Raw genomic sequence first — 22,253 nt, 5'->3', positions numbered from 1 at the left:
ATAGATCTGGGGAACTATGGCCAATCCAATCGCCATTGGGGTGGGATGCATATCAATCCCGCTGTCTTTTTTCCGACGGCAATTATCGCGTTCGCGGTCATTTTATTCAGCCTGATCGCGCCTAAAGCATCGGCGGACCTGTTTGCGGGCCTGCGGAGTGGTGCGGTTGCCCATTTCGACTGGTTCTTCATGATGTCGGGCAATCTTCTTCTGATCTTTTGCGTCGTTGTCGCACTGTCACCGCTGGGGAAAATCCGGTTGGGCGGCAAAGGCGCTACGCCTGATTATTCGCGACTGTCGTGGTTTGCGATGCTGTTTGGCGCAGGCATGGGCATTGGCTTGGTGTTTTATGGCGTGGGTGAACCAGTGACCCATTTTACCTCTTCCATGGCGGGCGGTCCTGCGGCGCCGTTGGGCGGCGCTGTTGGCGACGCACAAGCCGCGCGCAGCATGGCGATGGCGGCGACCATCTTTGACTGGGCGTTGCATCCATGGGCCATTTTTGCGGTCACGGGTCTGGCGCTTGCGCTCTTCAGCTTTGATTTCAACATGCCGCTGTCGATGCGGTCGGCATTTTACCCCTTGTTTGGAAAGGCGGTTTGGGGCCGCACAGGCGATGTCATTGAAGTGCTTGCGGTCCTTGCGACCATCTTTGGACTGGCCACGTCGCTTGGGCTTGGTGCGCAGCAAGCGATGGCGGGGATCGTCTATCTTTACGGCATAGCGAATTCGTCACTCACGATCCTGGCGTTGATAGCCGTGATGGCAGGGATCACGTTTCTGTCGATCCGGGGTGGTATTGATCGCGGCATCCGCATTTTGAGCGAGGTCAACATGTGGGTTGCCTTTGCCTTGCTGGTCTTTGTCTTAACGACCGGATCCACGCTTCAACTCATCGGCGATCTTGCGACCAATATCGTCAACTATCTCAAATTTCTGCCGGCATTATCCAATCCGGTTGGTCGCACCGACACCGGCTTTTACAACGACTGGTCGGTCTATTACTGGGCATGGTGGATCAGCTGGGCCCCATTTGTGGGCATGTTCATGGCGCGCATTTCATTGGGCCGGACGGTGCGTGAATTCATTGCCGGGGCCATGATCGCGCCAAGCCTGCTGGGCATCTTGTGGCTAACGATTTTTGGGGACGCGAGCATCGCGCAAATCGTTGCCGGCAATGGTGCGGACTTGGCCAAAGCGTCATTGGATACACAGCTATTTGTGCTGCTCGGCGCTTTGCCTTGGGCGCAATTCACGTCATTCGTTGCCATTGGCTTGATCCTGATCTTTTTCGTGACGGGCTGGGACTCAGGCACGCTGGTGATTGACACCATGACCGCGGGCGGACGCACCGATACACTGCTTCGGCAAAAGACCATCTGGCTGGTCGCGGTTGGCGGTATTGGCGTCGTGCTGTTGCTCAGTGGCGGTCTCACGTCGCTTCAGGCGGGGGCAATCGCGACCGGTCTGCCATTGGCTTTGATATTATTGTGCATGTGTCTGGGCACGCTGAAGGGATTGTTGGCGCTACATCGCAATCCGGACGATAGCCGCAACATATAAGCGGACATTTTGCCGCTGGGTCGATGTCCAGAAAAGTGATGCAAGCCTGCAACGCAGCTGGCGGATAATCTGGCTATGTCGAAAATGCATAGCATTATTACCGACCGTCTCGCATAGCCATTAGCTGAGGTAATATTAGCCATTGGCTATGCCTGCACGCTTGGGAGGGTTGCTGCATGAAACTGCCACAAGAATTCGATCTGCACGCACTCGAAGTATTCGTGATGACCGTCGAACTTGGCGGCATGTCGCAATGCGCATCCCATTTGCAGGTGACACAATCTGCGGTTTCCCAAACCATCGCGAAGCTTGAGGCCGGCATAGGCGCGTCGTTGTTTGACCGCACGATGCGGCCATTGGGCCTGACGGCCAGCGGCAAGTCGCTGTTTGCGCGCGGACAAAAGCTGATTGCCCACGCCAGACTGGCCTATGACGAAGTCCGTGAAGGCGCAAACTTGCCGATATCGAGCATTACGGTCGCGATGTCGTTCAGCCTTGCCAACCAACTGACCGCCCCGATTTTGCATAGTCTCGGTTCGCGGGCAGACCGTTGGAATATCCGTTCGGGTATCTCCATGGAGCATCAGGGCGAGTTTCTGGCGCGCGACATTGATATGCTCGTGACCGGTAGCTTCAATCTTGAGCATCGTGACACGGTCGAGCTGCACCCGGTGTTTGAGGAAAGCTTCATTTTGGTTTTCCCCAAAGATTTCCGAGAGCCGCTGGATCTTGTCGGCTTGCCATCGTCATTGCCGTTCATCCGCTTTTCGCGGCTTACCGGAACGGGGCAGCAGATTGAGCGCCAGATTGTCCGGATGAAGCTGAAACTGCCGCAGATGGTTGAAGTCGAATCGTCGCATCAGCAATTGGCATTGGTCGCGGCAGGGATTGGTTGGGCGATTACCACGCCGGTTTGTCTGGCGGCGGTGCCGGAACTGCTTTCCCAATTGCGCGCCGAGCCGATGACGAGGGGGCGGTTTTCACGCTCGGTCCAGGTCGTCGCGCGGATCGATGAATTGGGCGATATCCCCAGCCTAACCGCGGCCTTGTGTCAGCAGGTTTTGCAGGAGAAAATCTTCCCGCCGCTCATCGAGGAATATCCATGGATGGCGCAGCAATTGGTGTGGCCGTCGGCTTCGGTCGAAGGCGAGGAGTTGATAGCATGATGCGGCGTGTTGTGGTTGCCATTCTGAGCTTGCTGGGTGCACCTATCCACGCCAGCCCACCCAGTGTTCCCGGCGCCGATGCCCCCGAGCTTGCGGCGTTCGGTGCATATGGCGTTGGCTTTCGTTCCGTTACATTCACGCATAGGAATCAGCCCGACGTTGAAAACGCACAGGCGGATTCCAGTAATGTTCGCCTCGTCGACCGCAATGTGCAGGTGGATATTTGGTACCCCGCCAGTGCGAAAAAGGGTGCCAAACCCGTCCTGTATCGCGGCAGCTTATGGGCAGAGCCACCGTTTCCGCCGGTCACGTTTACGCAAAAGGGCATCGCGGTTGCGGGCGCGCCGGCCGCAGGCAGCAAGTACCCCTTGGTCATTATAAGCCATGGCTATAGCAATAATCCGGCGGTGATGACGTGGTTGACCGAAAATCTTGCGTCAAAAGGCTATGTCGTCGCGGCGATCCATCATCGCGACCCAAACCCCTATGTCGTTGCACCTCGCACGCGTGCTGCGCCGAATTTCAACCGGCCGCATGACATTGTATTTGCGGCGGCGCAGCTCCGCGCCACTTTGGGCGATTTGATTGCCCCGGATAACGTTGCGCTCATTGGCTATTCACAAGGTGGTTATGGGGTGCTCACCGCAGGCGGCGCAACACTTGACCCTGCGGGTCCGAATATGAATTTGGTTGCGGGTGGGTGGCTAAAGAAATTCGCGCGCGGCAGTGTGGATGCTGACGCTATCAAAGTGCCAGGCGTCAAGGCTGTGGTGGCACTGGCGCCGGCTGGCGGTGCACCGAGCAGCGCATGGGGTGCCGAGGGTCTTGCCGCGCTAACGGCGCCGCTGCTTCTGATACATGGGGATAGCGACTTTACTGTTGATTATAAAACGGGCGCGCTGGCTGTCTTTGGCGGCGCGGTGAATGCCGACCGCTATTTGCTGACCTACAAGCAAGCTGGTCATTCCATTGCGCTCAACCCTGCGCCGCGTGAAATGCGCGGTTCGCTGTGGGACATCGACTGGTTCGAAGACCCGATTTGGCGGCAGGACCGGATCAATGCCATCAACCTGCACTTTATCACCGCATTTTTGGCCGTGCATTTACAGGGCGACGAAAGCAAAAATGCGTATCTGAAGGTCGCCACCGAAAATTCGGATGATGGCGTATGGAATGCGCCTGCCGGGACGCCATGGGGGGCGTATAGCCCGGGCGGTGAAAATGTTACCTTGTGGAAGGGCTTCCAGCAAAGGCATGCGCGCGGTATGACGCTTCGCTATGCGCCTAAAGCGTCAGACTGAGCGCTGCTGTCTTCCAAAAATGGATGATTGCTTCGCTGTAGCTGAGCGGAACATAGGCATGGCACGTCTCGTCATCCACCACATGTAGGCGAATATTGACGTGATCGATGATTGTTGCCGCGCTGCATCCGGACGCGAAATTCGGGTTTTCCGCATCGAAAACGCCGCCTTCCATCAACAATGTGCGCCAGCCTTTTCCAGAAAGCTGCACCCGCACAATGCTGCCGCCAATTGCGGTTAGCGCACCGTCATCCGCCAATAGGCCGGGCAGTGCCGACACATCGCCTTCGGCCAGCCAAACGGTGGGTTCATAGCGGATGAGACGGAGGGCATCATTGCCGTCAGAACGACCCATGGCTGGCAAGGCGAAGCCGGCAGCTTTCTTGAACCTTGTCCCAACAGCCGCCGGGTTGCTCCATATCTCCAGAGCATGAAGCGGCGCTGCGGGCAGCACTGTGATTGTTACATCAGTCACGATAACGCTCCCCGGCCGTGTCGTAGAAATGCGGTGCCACAACGCGGACCCGCGCCATTTGACCGCGCGTGGGTGAGGTTGCGATAAGCTCCTCGCCGTGCCGCGCAAAGCCGTCGGTCAATTGACCCAGCGCAACCGACCCGCCGTCCATTATTCGAAACGCAGCCGCGCTGACATGGCCTTGCGGCGATGCGCCTTCGCCTGTGACAAGCATCGCGCCCTCGGGAATATTGCCCTCAATCGCTTCAAGCCCGACCAGTTGCCGTCGTCCGGCTTCGGACAAGGCAGGGCGCGATAGGCCGGACGCGCCGACATAGCCACCGGCTTTGTTGAGCATCTTGTCGAGCGCCAGATCATGCGGGGTCATCCGCCCATCGACTTCGCCACCGACGACCAGATGGCCTTTTTCGATACGCAAGAATTCCATGGCTTCAAGGCCATAGAGTGCGCCGCCCCGCGCGCTAACCTCGGCCTCGCACGCAGCCCAAACGGGGCCGGCATGGCTTGCCTCGACATAAATTTCGAACGCGCGTTCGCCGCTGTAGCTGGCAGCGAGGATGATAACCGGAACCCCGGCAATCATGGCCGGAACCGTCGACATATGGCGTGGCGGCTCCTCACCGATCAATGCCGCCAGCGTCGCCTTAGCTTGCGGCCCTGCGACAGCAATTCCGGCATAATGTTCCTGCACATTGACGGCTGAGACGCGTAAATGCGGGCAGAGATATTGGCGGACATAGGAAATATGCGTCGCCATCCGGTCTGCGCCACCGGTTGAACTGGTCAACAGATAGCGATTCTCGTCCAACCGCCAAACGGTACCATCGTCGAAAACAAACCCGTCCTCGCGTAACATGAATGTGTATCGGCCACGTCCGACGGCAAGTTTGCCAACCGTCGTTGCGCAGATGATTTCCAGAAACGCGGCGGCATCTGGCCCGGACACTTCAAACTTCGCGAGCGTCGACACATCGGTCATCCCGACGTTTGAACGCACGGCTTTTGCTTCACGCATCGCCGCTTGCGCCAAAGTTTCGCTGCCCACCGGATACGCACGGGGGCGGAACCAATATCCCAGTGGCTGCCAGATCGGGTTTTTCGCCGCGTGCACATCGTATAGCGCAAGGCGACGAACATGTGCGCCTGCATCTTTTGCGCCAGCGCCAGCCAACAGGCCCATCGTAACGGGCGTATATGGCGGACGGAATGTGGTCAGCCCGGCCTCAGGAATAGCGACGCCCTGCTTTTCGGCCAAGCGCCCAAGCGCCGCCATATTGCTGAGCTTGCCCTGATCGGTCGCCATCCCGAGTGTGGTATAGCGTTTGAGATGCTCAACCGAGCGATAGCCCTCGGCCCATGCCAGATCGACATCCGACAGCGTCACATCGTTCTGAAAATCGATGAAGCTTTTCTTTGGTTTGGAAACCGGGACGACATTGAACACGGGTTCGGGATTGGCCGCCCCGCCGATCGTCGTCACATTCTGACGCGATGTCGCAGGGACAAAGGCTTGCGCAGCATCGTTCCAATCGAGCGTGCCGCCTGCCTGCATATGCAGATGCACCACGGGTGTGAAGCCACCGGAAACAGCGATCAGATCGGCATCCCAGCTTTTGGTCAGGCCATAGACAAGCGCGGTCACGCTTTTCAGGCAATGGCGCGCGCCTTTGGTCGAAAGCGGAACGGCATTGTTATAGACTGGTAAACCGCTATCCGCGCCCGCCGGTGCTGGCCGTGCATCAAGGACGGCCACGATCTCAGCCCCAGCCGCCTTGAGCGCGTAGGCCGTTTTGTACGCGTCATCATTATTGGTCGCGATCACCACGCGTTTGCCCGGGACCACGCCAAAGCGCCGCACATAGGTACGCACGGCTTGCGACAGCATCACGCCGGGGCGGTCATTATGGGCAAAGGCCATCGGGCGTTCAATGCTGCCGGTCGCAAGTATCACTTGGCCCGCCCGCACATGCCAAAGCCGCTGTGCAACGCCGTGCGGTGGAGTTTGGCCCGGCTCTGCTATGCGCTGTGTCAGCGTGACCAGATCATGTTCCCAATATCCAGACGCCGTCGTGCGTGTGAGGATGCGTCCGCCGGCGGCGCGGATGCGGGCTTGGGTCGCTTCCACCCATGCACCATCAAGATCTTGGCCGTCGCGGACTAACGAGGCACCGAGAATATTGTCCTGTTCGACGAGGATGACGCGTTTGCCGGCTTCGGCGGCTTCGAGAGCGGCGGAAAGTCCGGCTGGTCCGGCGCCGACCACAAGCACATCGCAAAAGGCGGCACGTTGGCTAAAATGGTCGGGGTCGGTCTTCGTCGGCGCATTGCCGAGACCCGCCGCTTTACGAATGAAATATTCGTAGAACATCCAGCGTTTGGCCGAACCGAAAAAGGTCTTGTAATAGAAACCGGCAGACAGGACAGGCGCGGCCAAGCCAAAGACAGAACCGATATCGAATGACAGGTTCGGCCAGCGGTTCTGGCTTTTGGCGACTAGGCCTTCATATACAAAAACATCGGTAGCGCGGGTATTGGGTTCGGTTCGTCCGCCATCGCCGATGGTGACGAGCGCGTTGGGCTCCTCAACGCCAGCCGTCATAATGCCGCGTGGACGGTGATATTTGAAGCTGCGGCCAACAAGGCCAATGCCGTTGCGCAAAAGCGCGGCGGCAAGTGTGTCGCCCTTTTCCGCTTGATAGGTCTTGCCGTCGAAACTGAAGTTTATCACGGCAGAGCCTCCGGACCAACGGCGCGGGTGGCGCTGATTTCGTTCGTTACACGGTTTCGTGCGATCACCATCCATGCACGGCATCCATAAGTGTGCCGCCAGATTTCTTCGTCAACACCGCGTGGATTGTTGCGGGTGAAAAGCGATTTCATCGCCTCTTCTGGTGCAGCATCAAGCGACACGACCGCGTCTACGGTGCGTTCGTATATAAACTCCGCCTGATCGCGCGGGCCGCAATGGGGACAGGTGAACTGCATCATTAGCGACTGTTCGGCATTGGGCCGCTCCCTGTTTCATCGATTGTCGCACCGCGTTCGAAACGGTCGAGCGCGAATGGCGCATTCAGGGCATGTGGTTTGCCGGTCGCGAGTGTGTGCGCATATGTCCAACCCGACGCCGGTGTCGCCTTGAACCCGCCATAACACCAGCCGCCGTTGAGAAAGAGGTTCTTCACGGGCGTTTCGCCAATGATCGGCGCGCCGTCAAAGCTCATATCGGTAACCCCAGACCATGTCCGCACCATACGCAGACGTGAGAGCGCCGGGACAAGCGCCAGGCCCTGTGCCACGGCACGCTCCATCACCATCGGATTGCCGCGTTGGGCATAGCTTGGCCAGTTATCAGGGTCACCGCCAAAGACGATGCCGCCCTTGTCGGACTGGCTGATATAGCAATGCAGTGATTGCGACATGATGACGCTGTTTATCATTGGCTTGACGCCTTCGGTCACCATCGCCTGCAACGTTTGCGATTCCACGGGCAGTTTGAGGCCCGCCAGCCCGGCGACATGGCCGCTATGGCCCGCAACGCATATGCCAACGCGACCCGCATTGATCCGCCCGCGTGTGGTTTCCACGCCGACGACCGCATCGCCATCGCGGACAAAGCCTGTGACTTCGCATTTCTGGATGATGTCGACGCCAAGGCTGTCTGCGCCGCGTGCATAGCCCCAGGCGACGGCATCATGGCGGGCAGTGCCGCCGCGCCGCTGAATCAAGCCGCCCTCAATCGGGAAACGCGCACTGCGTGACATGTCGAGCAACGGTTCCAGCTTTCGCACTTCGTCGCGGGTCATTAAATCGGCATCGATCCCGTCACAACGCATCGCGTCACCGCGTTCGGCAAGCTTGGTCATATCGGCGTCGCTGTGCCCCAGAAACATTGCGCCGCGCGGCGAGAACATGACATTGTAATTCAACTCGTCGCTTAAATGCTCCCACATTTTCAGGCCGAATTCGAACAGGTCGTGTAATGGCTTTAGCCGATAGTTTGACCGCACAATCGTCGTGTTACGTCCGGTGTTGCCACCGCCTATCCAGCCCTTTTCCAGAACCGCGATATTTTTCAGGCCATGGACCTTGGCAAGATAATAAGCCGTCGCCAGCCCGTGCCCGCCGCCGCCGATGATGATGATATCATAATGCGATTTAGGCTCCGGATCGCGCCACGCAGGTTGCCAATGCTTCTGCCCGTTTAAAGCACCGCGCAGCAATCCGAAAGCCGAATATTGGCTCATGAAATTGGCATCCACCCGCGCTTTTCGCGCCAATCGGACTCGAGATTGTCGAAGCGCGATAGTTTGAGGATATCGATATCCGCAAACGAGCATTTCCCGTCAATCACCAGATCGCGGATCGCGTGACCCGACGCTGGCGATAGGCCAAAGCCGACGCTCGACATCGACGCGACCACGACATTGTCTGGGCTGGTGAGGCGGTCGATGATTGGACGGCCATCGGGCGAATTTTCGATGATGCCAGCCCAGCTGCGGATGACATTCAGATGCGCGGCCTTTGGCAAAAGTTCTGCCAATCGTTTCGCAAGGTTGCGGGCCAATGGCGTCGAAGGACGCGCGGCCGGGCCGGTTGCGTCCACATCAAGCCATTCATGCGGGCCACCGCCATAAGCAAGGTTCCCGCGCAGCGTTTGGCGGCCATAGATTTTGTGGCCGTCAACGCCGCCAAGCGGCATCATTGGCGCAGGTTCCGTGATGATCATTTCCGCGCGGGCGGCTGCCAATGGCACGTCGACGCCAAGCTGTGCCATCAATTGCGGGATCTGCGGTCCTGCGGCCACCACGACAGCGTCACAGCCATAAGTGGCGTTCGCGGTCTTCACGGCCGTCACCTTGCCGCCAGCGGTTTCAAAACCGGTTACCGGGCTGTGCTGAACGATTTTTCCACCCAGATCCTGCAGGGCCCAAGCATAAGCCTGCACACTGCGCTGCGGGTTGGCATGTCCGCCAAATTTATAATGCACACCGCCAAAGCAATTGTCGCCTGCCAATGGCACGGCCTCTTGCACCTGTTTAACGTCCAGCAATTCCACCGGGTGGTTCATCCGCGTGTGACGTTCGGCAATGAAACGATATTGTTCCCACTGCCGTTCGGTCATCGCAATTAGGATGCGGCCTTTTTGGTGCTCGGTCGGATAGCCAAGCAACTCGTCCATTTGCGGCCAAAGGCGCTGCTCTTCGTCAAACAACGGGCTCGAATAATGCGATGCACCGCCGCCATTACGTCCGGAGGCTTCCCAACCGACGATGAACTTGTCAAGTACTGTTACCTTGACCCCCGAACGCGCGAGCCACCAGCCCGCACTCAGGCCCGTAACGCCGCCGCCGACGATGACAACTTCCGAACCGCTCATGTGTACATCCCCGTGTAAAGCATCTGGCGATGCTCATCCTGATAAGGCGTGTTAATATCCTCGACTGGCACCCATTGGGTAGGGATACCAAACCAGACATCCCATGCCGCGTCCATTTCCGCAGGCTCATCCCATTCAGCAAGGATTTTGAGTGGCAGCGGACGAACCGGTGCGCGGTGGCTGGCGAGCGGGATTGAACCGAATGGCTTGTCCGCCTCAATCGCCAACAACATTGCCACTTGATCGCGGCAGCGACGACCTTGGCACACGCCCATGCCCGCGCGCGTCAGACGCTTGATCTGGTCTGGATTGGCCGGGCCATCCTGAAGCAAGGTATCCAGCGAACGGGCACACATGGGCGCCGGGCGCGACAGATAATTCGGGGGCTGTACGCCAATCAAATCAGCGCGCGTGACTTCTTCGCACTGGCAAATGATCGTGTCGTCGGCGCTGATGTCCGATAGCGCGCGCATCCAGTCCATCCGGTAGGCGACATGATCGAAACCGCTATCCGCAAGCCCCGCACAATCGCCCACTGCCGTGACCGAAGGCTCGCCGGCCGGAATATAACCGCCGCGCGTGGCGTTAAGTGCACGCGGGCCGTGCATCGCATCCACCAGTTCGATCGACGGGATCAGGCCGATAGCGACGCAGATGGTGTCACAGGCAATCACGTCTCCGGTCGATAGCGTCGCGCTTTCGATGCCGTTGATGCCGCCTGTTGCCGATGTGATGGTCTGTCCGCAGTGGATGGCGATGCCAGCGGCTGTAACCTTGGCGACCAGTTCGGAATTGCCTTGCGGTGCATCGCGGACTTCAATCAGGCCAACAACGTCGATGCCGCGCGCCTGCGCCAGCAATGCAGTTTCGAGCGCGAGATCATGCGATCCCAAGACCAAAATGCGCTGTCCCGCAAATGCCTCGTAACGGGTAAGCAGCATTTGAAGCGCTGCTGCGCCCATGACGCCGGGCTGGTTCCACCCGGGGAAAGCCATCGCCAAATCGCGTGCGCCGGTCGCAAGGACAATTTTATCAAAACCGACCAACCATGATCGTTCGGAATCGGCGAGGCCGACCACTTGCTGCGGCAGGCTGGCGACGCCAGGACCATTGCGGTAAACACCCCAGGCGGTTGTACCGAGCAACAATTCGACGCCCGCATCCATCGCGGTTTCAAGCGCGGGCATGCTCATGAAGATAGCTTCGAGCATGCGCTCTGTATTCTGCGTCGCTGCGGTCATCCGCCCGCCAAAATATAGCGGTATGTCATTGCCCATCAATGCGCCCGAAACGGGGTTTTCGTCGACCAGAAGCACTTTTGCTCCGGCTGTCGCAGCCTCGATCGCCGCAGCAACACCGCTTGGCCCCGCGCCAACGACAACAACATCATAATGCGTTTCAGGAGCGCTGCGCGTTCCATTAATCGCGCATATATCGGTTCCGGTAAAATTCAGTTCCATTACACCGCCTCCAGCGCTTGGCGCAAATCGCCTATTAAATCGTCAACATGTTCCAACCCGACAGACAGTCGGATCGTGCCATCGGTAATACCGCCTGCCAAACGCTGGGCAGGGGGGACCGCATAATGCGTCGTGCTTGCCGAATGGCAGATTAAAGTTTCCGAACCACCCAGACTGACCGCTACCTTAAGCAGCTTTAATTGGTCAAGCATACGGAAGGCCTCTGCCTCACCGCCGTGCAGGTGGAACGAGAATGTCGAACCAGCTGCCTTGCACTGCCGGTCATAGACCGCGCGAGGACGTGTGCCGGGTTCAAGGAAACCCAAATAGGTCACACCCGCGACCTTGGGATGATCGCGCAGAAATTCGGCAACGCCGCGCGCGTTTTGCATCGCACGCTCGGTGCGCACAGCGACCGATTCCAATGAACGCAGCACCAGCCATGACGTATAGGGATCAAGGTGATTGCCCCATGTTGTGCGCTGCATGCGCAGATAGTTGATCAATTCCTTGCGACCCGAAACCCCACCTGCCAGCAGATCGCTATGCCCACCGCAATATTTCGTCAGCGAGGTCATGCATAGGTCGACACCATGTTCAATGGGCCGCTGCGCAAATGGCCCGAGCAAAGTGTTGTCGACCACTACCAATGGCCTGTGGCCTTGCTTTGCGCCGACTTCGTCCGCAATCCGCACCATCAGATCAAGGTCAACCACGGCTGCGGTCGGGTTAGCGGGTGTCTCGGCGATGATAAGCTTCAACGGCCCCTTGGCCATCGCTTCATCCGCCGCTTTGCGGACATCGTTTTCGTCCGTGCCATCGGTATAGGCGGCTACATGCGATCCGAATTGCGGCATGATGCTGTTGTAGAGCATATCCACGCCGCCATAGATGGGTCGGCCATGCAATACGCTGTCGCCGGGGCGGACATAGGCCAGCGCAATGCTCGAATGCGCTGCCATGCCGCTGGAATATGCAACCGCTTCCTCTGCGCCATCGATTGCCGCGAGGCGCTTTTCGAGGAAGTCCAAGCCCGGATGCCCCAACCGCGAATAAATGTGGTTGGTTTCGCCCACCAGCGGCCCCGTGCCATCAAAATATGCTTCGTGCACATTCTTGGCATGTTGCGCGCTTGGATAGACAAAGGTGGATGTCATGAAGATCGGTGGCTTGACCGACCCCATGCCCATTTCCGGGTCATAACCAAATGCGACTGCCAGCGTTTCGGGGCGCAACCCCTTGATGTTATCCTTTGCCATGGGTTGCAATATAATCACGAGCCTTGTCGCAATAATAGTCCGTAAAACGCAAAGCGAGCATTTCGGCTTCTTGCGAATAGGGGCCGGGGGTGTAGCCGGGGCTGTTCACACCCACTTGATTGTTTTCGGCCAGCATCTTGTCTTCCAAATTTGTCATGGTCCACAAAGCGATGAGCTTTTCGACATCATAATCGACGCCTTCAACGGCATCTTTATGGACATACCATTTGCCGGTGACATGGGTTTCATTGGGGCCGACGGGCATAGCGCTGAACATGAAAACATGGTCTGCGGTGCAATGGACAAAACAGTGCGGGTCAACCGCCCAGCGCATCGAACCGATATCGCCTTCATTGGCGTCGCACATTAGTTTTTTGGACAGGTGCTTCCCATCGCCCGATATCGAAACGCAGCCTTCGTTCAATGCAAAGCGCGCGATTTGCCAATAATGCCCCTCAACGGGGGTTTGCGGCAGGCCAAGCGCATCCATTTTTTCTTCGAAAGCCATGACGCGTGCATCTTCGCCGCTGTCAAAATGCTTCGACATTCCGACCGGAAATGTTTTGGACAGTTCGGGGTGGCCAGTGCTGCAATGATAGCATTCGCGGCCATTTTCCATAACCAGTTTCCAGTTGGCATTTTCGACCAGGACGCTCTCATATGCCAGCTTTGCGTCTTTCAGATTATGCGGCGCTGCATATTCGGCAAGCTTCGCGCTAAAGTCGTCAATGGGTGGCGGTGTTTCGGACAGGCAGATGAAAATTGCCCCTGCAACACATTCGATAGCGACAGGTTTTAGGCCATGTTCGGCCTTGTCAAAATCATCACCCATCCGGTTTGCGGCAAACAAAGAGCCATCCAGATCATATGTCCAACGATGGTAAGGGCAAACCAGCTTTGGCGCAGTCCCGCTGCCGACGGCGCAAATCATGGAGCCGCGATGGCGGCAGCTGTTGTGAAAGGCGCGGATTTCGCCCTGCCGATCACGCGTAATGATAACCGGCCATTTGCCGACCATCATCGATAGATAGCTTCCTGCTTTGGGCAGTTCGCATTCGAGGCCGGCCATAAGCCAGCTTTGGCCGAAAATAGCGGCCATATCGAAATCGAAGCTATCAGGATCGGTGTAAAGACCCTGCGGTAAGGTGTGTCCTTCGCGACGCTGCTGGAACAGCGCGTCAATCCGCCCTAAGTCCATTTTTATGCCTTTGGTTAGTTTTCCCCAGATTTGAGAATGGGCCACTTGTCCGGTCTAATAAAATCGCATTTTCGCATAGCCCTATCTCAAAATGTAGGGCAGTGACGTCATTGGAAACCAATATGCTTTTGAAAGGTCGATTCCATTTCCAACCGCAGTAATATTAACCGTCGTTGGTTGCCGTTGAATGCCTTGCGCGCCTTTGAAGCGGTGGGGCAGAATTTGAGTTTCACAGGCGGCGCATCGGCGCTTTCTGTGTCGCAAAGTGCCATGAGCCGGCATGTCGGCGGGCTTGAGGAATTGCTGGGCAAGCAACTCTTCGTCCGCGACGCATCGCGGCTATTGCTAACCCCCGCAGGTGAAGAGCTTTTGCCCGTCGTGAGCAAATGCCTCGACCGGCTTGAGCAAACGATGAACTCGATCCGCAACGATGAAGTGACCGGCCGTTCGCTTCGGCTCCATGTGCCGCCATCCTTGTTACAGCAGCTGTTCCTGCCGATGCTGCGCGATTTTCGCGCTGAACATCCGGACATCCGGCTGGATGTTTCGAGCGCGCATGTCACCGGGTTGCCCGCCACAGATTTTGATATGGCGATTGCCTATGACCGTCCCAATGTTGACGACCGGATTACAGACCTTCTTTGGATGGTGCGGGTCGCGCCGCTCTGTGCGCCCACGACGGCGATTGCCAGTCAGGGTAAATCGCTGGAAGAATTTCTGGAAAGTCAGGAGCTACTTCACCTGAAACTGGACGGCGAGCCGCGCGATCTTTTGTGGACGGCCTATCTGCGGCAAAATGGCCTAACCATGGCGACGCATGGTGGTCTCGCGTTCGATACGACGATTGCGGCGGCGCAATATGCCATGACCGCAAGTGGGGTATTTCTGGGCGACATCGATATGTTTGCCCGGGAAATCGCCGACGGGCGGCTGGTCATGCCATATGATGCAGTCATCGAAGACGGCTATGGCTATTATCTAAAACTCCACGCCGATGATTTGGGCGATGCCGCGATTTCCATGTTCCGCAGCTGGTTGATCAACCGGTTTTCGGCATTGCGGCAAGCGCCGAGTCTGCACGCGCCAGGCTGATCAAGCGAAGGCCGGATTTTTCGGCCACGTTGATCGCAAGGTCGGTTGCCGCCGATATGGTCACGAGCATTGGACAGTTGGCAAGGATAGCCTTCTGCGCCAGTTCAAGGCTGCAGCGCGCGGTCAAAATGATAAAGCCGGCTGAGATGTCTATATCGGCGCGCGCCAGCGCTCCAATCAATTTGTCGAGTGCATTGTGGCGGCCAACGTCTTCCCGCGTCATCAAGATAGAGCCGTCCGGCGCACAGAATGCGGCGGCGTGGGCGGAACCCGTTTGGGCATTGAGTGTCTGATGTGCACGCAATGCCGATAATGCTGTAAACATGGCAGCGTCCGATACATCAATTTGCGCCGTGACCCGCGGCAAGGGGCGCATGACCTCTTCCAGATTATCCATGCCACACAGCCCGCAGCTGCTTTCCGAAACGCGCTGCCGGGCGCGGGCAAAGACCTTTTCGGCATTTTCGGGCGGCACTTGAATCCGCAATATCCAGCCCAGATCGGCCTTATGTGCGTCAACGGCCAAAATTTCGTCAGCGCGCCTAATCAGCCCCTCCGACATGCTAAAGCCAATAGCATAATCCTCAAGATCAACGGGCGTTGCCATCATCACGGCATAGCCGATGCCATTATATTCGATTGCGACCGGCGCTTCGACAATGATGTTGCGTTCTATGGTTTCGGTCGCGCCCTGATCAGGCTTCAGCACGGAAAAATGAATTGGCGTTGAACCCTGATCAGGCGCCATTTTGCGCGTCGGCCAGTAAGCTGATGGCGGCTGCAGCAATCGGAGACAAGCCCGCGGTCCCGTGTGCAAAAATCATCTTTTTCATGCGCGGGTCCCAGAATTGCTGAATGTGATCGGCGACCGCAGATACAGGCGCAGCGTCGGTCGCCAGATTGGTTGCAATCTGGTTGGCCATATGGACGAGGCGTTCAACGCTATTCATTCGGCAGCAATTCCCGTTTCGACCCGGCGAGAACGCGTCGACAAAGCTTCATATTCTTCCTGCCACTCGGTCGGCCCGTTCGATGCGCTAATCTGAACCGCGGTAACCTTATATTCGGGGCAGTTGGTTGCCCAGTCGCTAAAGTCGGTGGTAACAACATTCGCCTGCGTTACGACATGGTGGAATGTGGTGTAGACAACGCCGGGGGCAACGCGATCGGTTACCGTGGCGCGCAACGTGGTTTCTCCCGCGCGGCTCGCCAATTTGACCCAATCACCAGATTTAACGCCGCGATCCTCGGCGTCCACCGGGTGAATTTCCAGCAAGTCCTCCGGATGCCAGGCGACATTTTCTGTCCGCCGCGTTTGCGCGCCGACATTATATTGCGACAATATGCGTCCGGTCGTCAGCAACAACGGAAAGCGTGGTCCAGTTTTCTCATCCGTTGGGACATAATCTGTCACAACGAATTTACCCTTGCCACGGACGAAGCCGTCAACATGCATGATCGGCGATCCATCGGGTGCGTCTGCGGTCACTGGCCATTGCAGCGAGCCTGCTTCATCGAGCCGTTCAAAGGACACGCCAGCAAAGGTCGGCGTAAGCCGCGCGATTTCGTCCATGATTTCGGACGGATGGGTATAGTTCCAATCCAGCCCCATCGCCTGCGCCAGCCGCTGCGTGACTTCCCAGTCCTCCAAACCGTTCATCGGCGTCATCACCTTGCGCACGGGCTGAATGCGGCGTTCGGCATTGGTGAACGTGCCATTTTTTTCAAGGAAGGTGGATCCGGGCAGGAAGATATGCGCGTAGTTGGCGGTCTCGTTCAGGAAAAGGTCGTGGACAATGACACATTCCATCGCCGCCAACCCAGCCGACACATGGGCCGTGTTTGGATCGGATTGGAGGATGTCTTCGCCCTGGCAATATAGCGCCTTGAATACCCCGTCGACCGCGGCATCGAGCATATTGGGTATGCGCAAGCCGGGTTCTGGATCAAGTGTTACGCCCCAGTCGTCTTCAAACAATTTCCGCGCGTTGCCATCGCTAATGTGGCGATATCCGGCAAGCTCATGTGGGAAGCTGCCCATATCGCATGCGCCTTGGACGTTGTTCTGGCCACGGAGCGGATTAACACCGACACCCCGGCGGCCAATATTGCCGGTCGCCATCGCCAAGTTTGCGATAGCCATAACGGTCGAGCTGCCTTGGGAATGTTCGGTGACACCGAGGCCGTAATAGATCGCTCCATTGCCACCTGTGGCATATAACCGCGCGGCGGCGCGCAGCTCGTCTGCATCGACCAGCGTTACGGGCGCCAGATTTTCGGGGCTGTTGCGGGATTGCGAAACGAATTCGGCCCAATGGCTATATTCGTCCCAGTCGCAACGCTCCCGAATGAATGCCTCATTGGCCAGACCTTCGGTGACGATGACGTGGGCCATCGCCGTCAGCACGGCAACGTTCGTGCCGGGGCGAAGCGGAAGATGGTGCTGCGCCTCAATATGCGGCGAACGGACAATGTCGGTACGGCGCGGGTCGATGACGATTAACTTAGCGCCCGGGCGACCATCCTGTCCGCGCAAACGGCGCTTCATCCGGCTGGCAAATACGGGGTGTCCGTCGGTGGGGTTGGCCCCGATGATCAGGATAACGTCGGTGTCTTCGACGCTGTCAAAATCTTGCGTTCCCGCGCTGGTGCCAAAGGTTGTTTTGAGGCCGTATCCGGTGGGCGAATGACACACGCGGGCGCAGGTATCGACATTGTTATTGCCAAATCCTGCCCGGACAAGTTTTTGCACAAGGAAGGTTTCTTCATTGGTGCAACGGCTTGAGGTGATTCCACCAAGGGCATTGCGGCCATATTTCGCGCTAATCCGTTTCAGTTCGGACGCCGTGTAGGCAAAAGCTTCGTCCCATTCGACTTCGCGCCAAGGATCGCTGATCGACTTGCGGATCATGGGCTTTAATATGCGTTCCTGATGCTGTGCATAGCCCCAGGCAAAGCGGCCTTTTACACAGCTATGGCCACGGTTGGCCTTGCCGTCTTTGTACGGGACCATCCGCACCAGTTGTTCGCCGCGCATTTCTGCGCGGAAGGTGCAGCCAACACCGCAATAAGCGCAGGTCGTGACAACGCTGCGTTCGGGTGTGCCGACTTCGACCACTTTTTTCTCAACCAATGTCGCCGTCGGGCAGGCTTGCACACAAGCCCCGCAAGACACGCATTCAGACTCGAGGAAGTTATCGCTCGCGAGACCTGCCGAAATCTTTGAGTCCCAGCCTCTGCCTTCCATGGTCAGGGCAAGTGTGCCCTGCACTTCGTCGCAGGCGCGGATGCAACGCGAACAGGCGATACATTTGCTTGGATCAAAATCGAAATAGGGGTTGGAGTGATCTTTTTCCTGCCCCAGATGCGTGGCCTGCACATCGTAACGGACATCGCGCAAACCAACGGCACCGGCCTGATCCTGCAATTCGCAATCGCCATTGGCGGCGCATGTCAGGCAATCGAGCGGATGGTCGGAGATATACAGCTCCATCACGCCTTTACGCAATTTTGCCAGATGCGGGGTTTGCGTGCGCACAACCATGCCGGGCTCAACTGGGGTCGTGCAACTCGCTGGGGTCCCTCTGCGGCCATCGATTTCGACTAAGCACAAGCGGCATGAGCCGAAGCTTTTAACGCTGTCGGTGGCGCATAATTTGGGGATCGACGTGCCTTGTTCTGCAGCCGCGCGCATGACGCTTGTCCCTGCAGGCACAGTCACATTGCGGCCGTCGATCGTAAGCGAAACTGTTTCGTCCGAACGGCTTTCCGGGGTCCCAAAATCTTTTTGCGGCTGGTACGTCATATGTCTACCTTATACCCATATTCGACTGTTGAGCAGCATATTTTGCCAGCTCCCGGGGTGTATTGAAGTTGTGAAAAACATCACCGGACGTGATTGCTTGCGCGCCGGATACGGCAATCCAGTTTCGCATAGATAGATTATCCTGATCGCGCAGATGTCTGTCCAGCAATGGCGCAAGCGCGACCGGCCAGACGCCAAACAGATAATGCCCATCGATATAGAAGGCATTTTCATAAGCGTGATCCATCGGAAATTGCGCCACGGGCACAACATCGCAACCCGCGGTCACCACCGCATCAAACCCGTTTTGCTGCGCATAATGCAGCGCGGCATTCAGGCCACCCAAAGGCCCCATGGCCGCGAATGGTCGGTCTTCGACCCAATCCATGCCCGGCCAAGCGCGCCCACAGACAATCAATTTGTCGACCTGATCGCGCAAGCCATCGGCGACATGTTCGATCAGGGCAGTTCCATTTAGGGGTGCCGCTGCCTTGTCGCTCCCAAAGCGCGTAGCCTTGCCGCCAGCGATGATCGCGCCCAGCCGCTTCATGCAAAATCCAATGCATAATGGTCCATTGCCTCGTGCCGATCCGTCATGACAGACCGTCCCTCAGCGCGCGGATATGTTCCGGGCCTATTCCGCAGCACCCACCGACCATGTTTGCGCCTGAGGCCACCCATTTTTGTGCCCAGTCCAGATAGCGGGGCGGATCAAGATCTGCGCGAATTTCTCTAAGGCCGCCATTGGCGGGCACCTCCTCGTCGGCGTGGGCAAAACCATTCGCATAGACGCCAATCGCGATCGATTCTGTGCCCAAAGCCCGCTTTGCCCGGCGGACGGCATCTTCCATTACTTCAGGAGCGCTGCAATTGAACAATATCGCCTGAGCACTCAATTCGGACGCCAGCGAGGCGGCCTGTTCGATCGTCTCACCTGAGCGTAACATCGCGCTGCCTTCATCATTCAGCGTAAAGGATAACCAAAGCGGTCGCTCGTCGGCTTTCAGCATTTCGCCAACCAATCGGGCTTCAGCCAATGTGCTCAATGTTTCGGCAAGCCAAATATCGGCAAAAGGAGACAGACCTTCAATCAGAACTGCCAAGATTGCCCGCGCTGCCTCAACCTCAAACAGGTCGGGTCGATAGGACCCCAAGACCGGCGGTAGTGAACCCGCCACGATCAAATCATGTTGATTGGCCACATCGCGTGCCAACTTTCCGGCAAGCCGCGCAAGTTCGGTGCCGCGGTTGAGGAAACGCTCTTCGCCGATGTGAAAAGGAACCACAGCATAGCTGTTTGTCGAGATCACCTTTGCGCCTGCCAACGCATAGCGTTCGTGGGCCTGGGTGATAAATTCCGGCCCTTCCATGAGCGCAAGAGCGGACCATTCCGGTTGTCGGAAAGGCGCGCCTAATCGCTGCAATTCGCGGCCCATACCACCATCTAATATGGTGGTCATCGATTGAAATCCTCAGGGAACAGTTTGATGGCGCTCATGACGGGATAGGGGGTGAATCCACCCATCGCGCACAGTGAGCCGAACTTCATGGTTTCGGCAAGATCGGCCAGCAACGCCAGATTGGCGTCAACATTTTTGCCTGCGATAATCTGGTCGATCGTTTCGACGCCGCGCGTGCTGCCCAATCGGCAGGGCGTGCATTTGCCGCAGCTTTCAATCGCACAAAATTCCATCGCAAAGCGGGCCATTTGTGCCATGTCGACGCTGTCATCAAAAACGGTAATCCCGGCATGGCCGATCAGCGCATCCGCCGCGGCGAACGCTTCATAATCGAAGGGCAGATCGAACTGGGCAGGCGGGATATACGCGCCCAATGGCCCGCCGACCTGAACGCAGCGCACCGGACGACCGCTTGCCGTGCCGCCGCCGATATCGTTGACCAGCTCGCCAAGCGTAATACCGAACGCGACTTCGAACAGGCCGCCATGTTTGACATTTCCGGCAAGCTGGACGGGCATCGTCCCCTTTGACCTGCCCATGCCATATGCGGCATAGGCTTCACCGCCATGCGCCAATATCCATGGCACGGCAGCCAGCGTCAGCACATTGTTGACGACTGTGGGTTTGCCGAACAGGCCCTCCAACGCGGGAAGCGGAGGCTTGGCGCGCACTTCGCCGCGCTTGCCCTCAAGGCTATTGAGAAGCGAGGTTTCTTCGCCGCAAATATATGCGCCCGCGCCAACGCGGACTTCGACGACAAATGGCGCAATCAAATGCGCAGACAGCCGGATAGCGTCTTCCATTTTGGCAATGGCGTGCGGATATTCGGAACGGATATAGATATAGGCTTTGCTCGCGCCGACGGCGAAACCGGCAATTGCCATGCCCTCGATCAGCATGAACGGGTCGCCTTCCATCACCATCCGGTCGGCAAAGGTTCCGCTGTCGCCTTCATCGGCGTTGCAGACGATGTATTTCTGGTCGGCCGCCGCGTCCGCAACCGTCCGCCACTTAATGCCAGCCGGAAAACCCGCGCCGCCACGGCCGCGAAGGCCCGATGCCATGATTGTTTCGATGGTTGCGTCAGCGCCAATTGCGCGCGCTTGACCAAGACCCAGCCAGCCACCTGATGCGTAATAATCGTCCAGCGATGTGGGCCGTGTTTTGCCCGCGCGCGCGAACGTCAACCGGTTCTGCCTGGCGATGAAGGGGTGGTCCTCAATCCGTCCGATGGATTTAGCGTCACCTTTTAGGATCGAAGGAACTTGATCGGCCGAGACTTGACCATAGCCCACGCCGTCAATGTCGACCAACGGTTCCATCCAGTGCATGCCCCAGCTGGACACGCGTTCGACCTCGACGCCCGCCGCAGCAAAGGCAGCCGCAACGGCCTCTGCGCCACAAGCGAGCGCAACAGCGTCATTGGATATCCGGACTGTCACATCGCCTCCAGTAATGAACTCAGGCGCGCCTGATCCAATCGGGCGATGACTTGGTCGCCAACCAACGCAGCCGGACCAACCGAGCACATGCCAAGGCAATAGACAGCCTCTACCTTCACGCGGCTTTGGCCTTCGGCAATCGGCACCAACGCGTCCACACCGCGCGCCTTGCACGCCTCTGCGCGGCACAATTTCAATATGGGCCGCGCTTCGGCTTCTTTGCGGAAATCATGGTAAAAGCTTACAACGCCGTACACTTCCGCGCGGGTCAGGTTCAGCGCCTGTGCAATGTCGCGCATGGCATCTTCGCTGACATGGCCGAACGCTTTTTGCACGTCATGCAGGATAGGCAACAACGGCCCTTCCCGGTGCGCATGTTCGGCGACGATGTCAGCGATTGAGGTCATTTAGAACACCACGACGCTGCGGATGCTTTCACCCGCGTGCATCAATTCAAATGCCTTGTTGATTTCCTCAAGCCCCATGACATGCGTAATCATCGGGTCGATTTCGATCTTGCCGGTCATGTACATGTCGACGATCTTGGGAACATCGGTGCGGCCCTTGGCCCCTCCAAATGCCGTGCCGCGCCAGTTGCGGCCGGTCACGAGTTGGAACGGACGGGTCGCAATCTCTTTGCCCGCTTCGGCCACAC

Annotated in this window: 19 protein-coding genes and 1 pseudogene; 4 read left to right on the top strand and 16 right to left on the bottom strand. The window is 57.7% G+C overall.

What is annotated here, in order from left to right; all coding sequences use genetic code 11:
- Nucleotides 1–45 precede the first annotated feature (45 nt).
- From ACIQZK_RS07755 to ACIQZK_RS07745, 3 genes are all read left to right on the top strand, one after another.
- On the top strand, nucleotides 46–1,563 hold the full coding sequence (locus ACIQZK_RS07755) for a BCCT family transporter (RefSeq protein ID WP_397575627.1): 1,518 nt from the start codon (nucleotides 46–48) through the stop codon (nucleotides 1,561–1,563).
- Between the two features lie 176 nt (nucleotides 1,564–1,739).
- Entirely contained in the window at nucleotides 1,740–2,729 is a 990-nt protein-coding gene (locus ACIQZK_RS07750; RefSeq protein WP_397575626.1) for a LysR family transcriptional regulator, read from the top strand.
- Entirely contained in the window at nucleotides 2,726–4,030 is a 1,305-nt protein-coding gene (locus tag ACIQZK_RS07745; protein WP_397575625.1) for an alpha/beta hydrolase family protein, read from the top strand. The genes ACIQZK_RS07750 and ACIQZK_RS07745 overlap by 4 nt, the downstream gene beginning before the upstream one ends.
- Here ACIQZK_RS07745 and ACIQZK_RS07740 read toward each other — a convergent pair.
- From ACIQZK_RS07740 to ACIQZK_RS07705, 8 genes are read right to left on the bottom strand one after another with little or no spacing between them, the layout of a single operon-like run.
- Nucleotides 4,014–4,505, bottom strand: coding sequence for a hypothetical protein (locus ACIQZK_RS07740; RefSeq protein ID WP_397575624.1), 492 nt, complete (start codon nucleotides 4,503–4,505; stop codon nucleotides 4,014–4,016). The two genes, ACIQZK_RS07745 and ACIQZK_RS07740, sit on opposite strands and share 17 nt — an antisense overlap.
- The gene (locus tag ACIQZK_RS07735; RefSeq protein ID WP_397575623.1) at nucleotides 4,498–7,233 is read right to left on the bottom strand and encodes an FAD-dependent oxidoreductase; all 2,736 of its coding nucleotides are present in this window, start codon (nucleotides 7,231–7,233) and stop codon (nucleotides 4,498–4,500) included. Before ACIQZK_RS07735 ends, ACIQZK_RS07740 begins: the two co-directional genes overlap by 8 nt.
- The gene (locus tag ACIQZK_RS07730; RefSeq protein ID WP_183942245.1) at nucleotides 7,230–7,493 is read right to left on the bottom strand and encodes a sarcosine oxidase subunit delta; all 264 of its coding nucleotides are present in this window, start codon (nucleotides 7,491–7,493) and stop codon (nucleotides 7,230–7,232) included. The genes ACIQZK_RS07735 and ACIQZK_RS07730 overlap by 4 nt, the downstream gene beginning before the upstream one ends.
- Nucleotides 7,493–8,749, bottom strand: coding sequence for a sarcosine oxidase subunit beta family protein (locus ACIQZK_RS07725; RefSeq protein WP_397575622.1), 1,257 nt, complete (start codon nucleotides 8,747–8,749; stop codon nucleotides 7,493–7,495). The genes ACIQZK_RS07730 and ACIQZK_RS07725 overlap by 1 nt, the downstream gene beginning before the upstream one ends.
- Nucleotides 8,746–9,882, bottom strand: coding sequence for an NAD(P)/FAD-dependent oxidoreductase (locus ACIQZK_RS07720; protein ID WP_397575621.1), 1,137 nt, complete (start codon nucleotides 9,880–9,882; stop codon nucleotides 8,746–8,748). The genes ACIQZK_RS07725 and ACIQZK_RS07720 overlap by 4 nt, the downstream gene beginning before the upstream one ends.
- Nucleotides 9,879–11,342: an FAD-dependent oxidoreductase gene (locus ACIQZK_RS07715; RefSeq protein ID WP_397575620.1), complete on the bottom strand. Its 1,464-nt coding sequence runs from the start codon at nucleotides 11,340–11,342 to the stop codon at nucleotides 9,879–9,881. Before ACIQZK_RS07715 ends, ACIQZK_RS07720 begins: the two co-directional genes overlap by 4 nt.
- Complete coding sequence (locus tag ACIQZK_RS07710; RefSeq protein ID WP_397575619.1) at nucleotides 11,342–12,601, bottom strand: cystathionine gamma-synthase family protein; 1,260 nt, start codon at nucleotides 12,599–12,601, stop codon at nucleotides 11,342–11,344. Before ACIQZK_RS07710 ends, ACIQZK_RS07715 begins: the two co-directional genes overlap by 1 nt.
- The gene (locus ACIQZK_RS07705) at nucleotides 12,588–13,799 is read right to left on the bottom strand and encodes an aromatic ring-hydroxylating dioxygenase subunit alpha (protein WP_397575618.1); all 1,212 of its coding nucleotides are present in this window, start codon (nucleotides 13,797–13,799) and stop codon (nucleotides 12,588–12,590) included. The genes ACIQZK_RS07710 and ACIQZK_RS07705 overlap by 14 nt, the downstream gene beginning before the upstream one ends.
- Nucleotides 13,800–13,976: 177 nt before the next feature.
- Here ACIQZK_RS07705 and ACIQZK_RS07700 point away from each other — a divergent pair, with 177 nt between their 5' ends.
- Nucleotides 13,977–14,891, top strand: coding sequence for a LysR substrate-binding domain-containing protein (locus tag ACIQZK_RS07700; RefSeq protein WP_397575617.1), 915 nt, complete (start codon nucleotides 13,977–13,979; stop codon nucleotides 14,889–14,891).
- Here ACIQZK_RS07700 and fdhD read toward each other — a convergent pair.
- From fdhD to ACIQZK_RS07660, 8 genes and pseudogenes are all read right to left on the bottom strand, one after another.
- Nucleotides 14,839–15,639: a formate dehydrogenase accessory sulfurtransferase FdhD gene (fdhD, locus tag ACIQZK_RS07695; RefSeq protein WP_397575616.1), complete on the bottom strand. Its 801-nt coding sequence runs from the start codon at nucleotides 15,637–15,639 to the stop codon at nucleotides 14,839–14,841. The two genes, ACIQZK_RS07700 and fdhD, sit on opposite strands and share 53 nt — an antisense overlap.
- Entirely contained in the window at nucleotides 15,629–15,841 is a 213-nt protein-coding gene (locus ACIQZK_RS07690; RefSeq protein WP_395636767.1) for a formate dehydrogenase subunit delta, read from the bottom strand. The genes fdhD and ACIQZK_RS07690 overlap by 11 nt, the downstream gene beginning before the upstream one ends.
- Nucleotides 15,838–18,696, bottom strand: a complete 2,859-nt coding sequence (gene fdhF, locus ACIQZK_RS07685; RefSeq protein WP_397575615.1) for a formate dehydrogenase subunit alpha — start codon at nucleotides 18,694–18,696, stop codon at nucleotides 15,838–15,840. The genes ACIQZK_RS07690 and fdhF overlap by 4 nt, the downstream gene beginning before the upstream one ends.
- 4 nt (nucleotides 18,697–18,700) lie before the next feature.
- Nucleotides 18,701–19,246: a molybdenum cofactor guanylyltransferase gene (locus ACIQZK_RS07680; RefSeq protein WP_397575614.1), complete on the bottom strand. Its 546-nt coding sequence runs from the start codon at nucleotides 19,244–19,246 to the stop codon at nucleotides 18,701–18,703.
- Nucleotides 19,247–19,289: 43 nt separating this feature from the next.
- Nucleotides 19,290–20,156: a homocysteine S-methyltransferase family protein gene (locus ACIQZK_RS07675; RefSeq protein ID WP_397575613.1), complete on the bottom strand. Its 867-nt coding sequence runs from the start codon at nucleotides 20,154–20,156 to the stop codon at nucleotides 19,290–19,292.
- Nucleotides 20,153–21,598 carry an NADH-ubiquinone oxidoreductase-F iron-sulfur binding region domain-containing protein gene (locus tag ACIQZK_RS07670; protein WP_397575612.1) on the bottom strand — a complete coding sequence of 482 codons (1,446 nt, stop codon included), beginning with the start codon at nucleotides 21,596–21,598 and terminating at the stop codon, nucleotides 20,153–20,155. Before ACIQZK_RS07670 ends, ACIQZK_RS07675 begins: the two co-directional genes overlap by 4 nt.
- Nucleotides 21,595–22,005: an NAD(P)H-dependent oxidoreductase subunit E gene (locus ACIQZK_RS07665; RefSeq protein WP_397575611.1), complete on the bottom strand. Its 411-nt coding sequence runs from the start codon at nucleotides 22,003–22,005 to the stop codon at nucleotides 21,595–21,597. Before ACIQZK_RS07665 ends, ACIQZK_RS07670 begins: the two co-directional genes overlap by 4 nt.
- Nucleotides 22,006–22,253 (bottom strand): annotated as a pseudogene (locus ACIQZK_RS07660) (S-(hydroxymethyl)glutathione dehydrogenase); the annotation flags it as partial.

Source organism: Sphingorhabdus sp., assembly GCF_044338195.1.
Classification (GTDB): domain Bacteria; phylum Pseudomonadota; class Alphaproteobacteria; order Sphingomonadales; family Sphingomonadaceae; genus Sphingorhabdus_B.
The sequence above is the reverse complement of the archived record's forward strand: the minus strand, read 5'-3'. Positions and strand labels throughout refer to the sequence as shown.

Coding starts and splice junctions, on each gene's coding strand:
- ACIQZK_RS07730 (WP_183942245.1), bottom strand. CDS start 7,493: ATGATGCAGTTCACCTGTCCCCATTGCGGCCCGCGCGATCAGGCGGAG.
- ACIQZK_RS07715 (WP_397575620.1), bottom strand. CDS start 11,342: ATGGAACTGAATTTTACCGGAACCGATATATGCGCGATTAATGGAACG.
- ACIQZK_RS07710 (WP_397575619.1), bottom strand. CDS start 12,601: ATGGCAAAGGATAACATCAAGGGGTTGCGCCCCGAAACGCTGGCAGTC.
- ACIQZK_RS07665 (WP_397575611.1), bottom strand. CDS start 22,005: ATGACCTCAATCGCTGACATCGTCGCCGAACATGCGCACCGGGAAGGG.
- ACIQZK_RS07750 (WP_397575626.1), top strand. CDS start 1,740: ATGAAACTGCCACAAGAATTCGATCTGCACGCACTCGAAGTATTCGTG.
- ACIQZK_RS07705 (WP_397575618.1), bottom strand. CDS start 13,799: ATGGACTTAGGGCGGATTGACGCGCTGTTCCAGCAGCGTCGCGAAGGA.
- fdhD (WP_397575616.1), bottom strand. CDS start 15,639: ATGGCGCCTGATCAGGGTTCAACGCCAATTCATTTTTCCGTGCTGAAG.
- ACIQZK_RS07675 (WP_397575613.1), bottom strand. CDS start 20,156: ATGACCACCATATTAGATGGTGGTATGGGCCGCGAATTGCAGCGATTA.
- ACIQZK_RS07680 (WP_397575614.1), bottom strand. CDS start 19,246: ATGAAGCGGCTGGGCGCGATCATCGCTGGCGGCAAGGCTACGCGCTTT.
- ACIQZK_RS07745 (WP_397575625.1), top strand. CDS start 2,726: ATGATGCGGCGTGTTGTGGTTGCCATTCTGAGCTTGCTGGGTGCACCT.
- ACIQZK_RS07690 (WP_395636767.1), bottom strand. CDS start 15,841: ATGAATAGCGTTGAACGCCTCGTCCATATGGCCAACCAGATTGCAACC.
- fdhF (WP_397575615.1), bottom strand. CDS start 18,696: ATGACGTACCAGCCGCAAAAAGATTTTGGGACCCCGGAAAGCCGTTCG.
- ACIQZK_RS07755 (WP_397575627.1), top strand. CDS start 46: ATGCATATCAATCCCGCTGTCTTTTTTCCGACGGCAATTATCGCGTTC.
- ACIQZK_RS07720 (WP_397575621.1), bottom strand. CDS start 9,882: ATGAGCGGTTCGGAAGTTGTCATCGTCGGCGGCGGCGTTACGGGCCTG.
- ACIQZK_RS07725 (WP_397575622.1), bottom strand. CDS start 8,749: ATGAGCCAATATTCGGCTTTCGGATTGCTGCGCGGTGCTTTAAACGGG.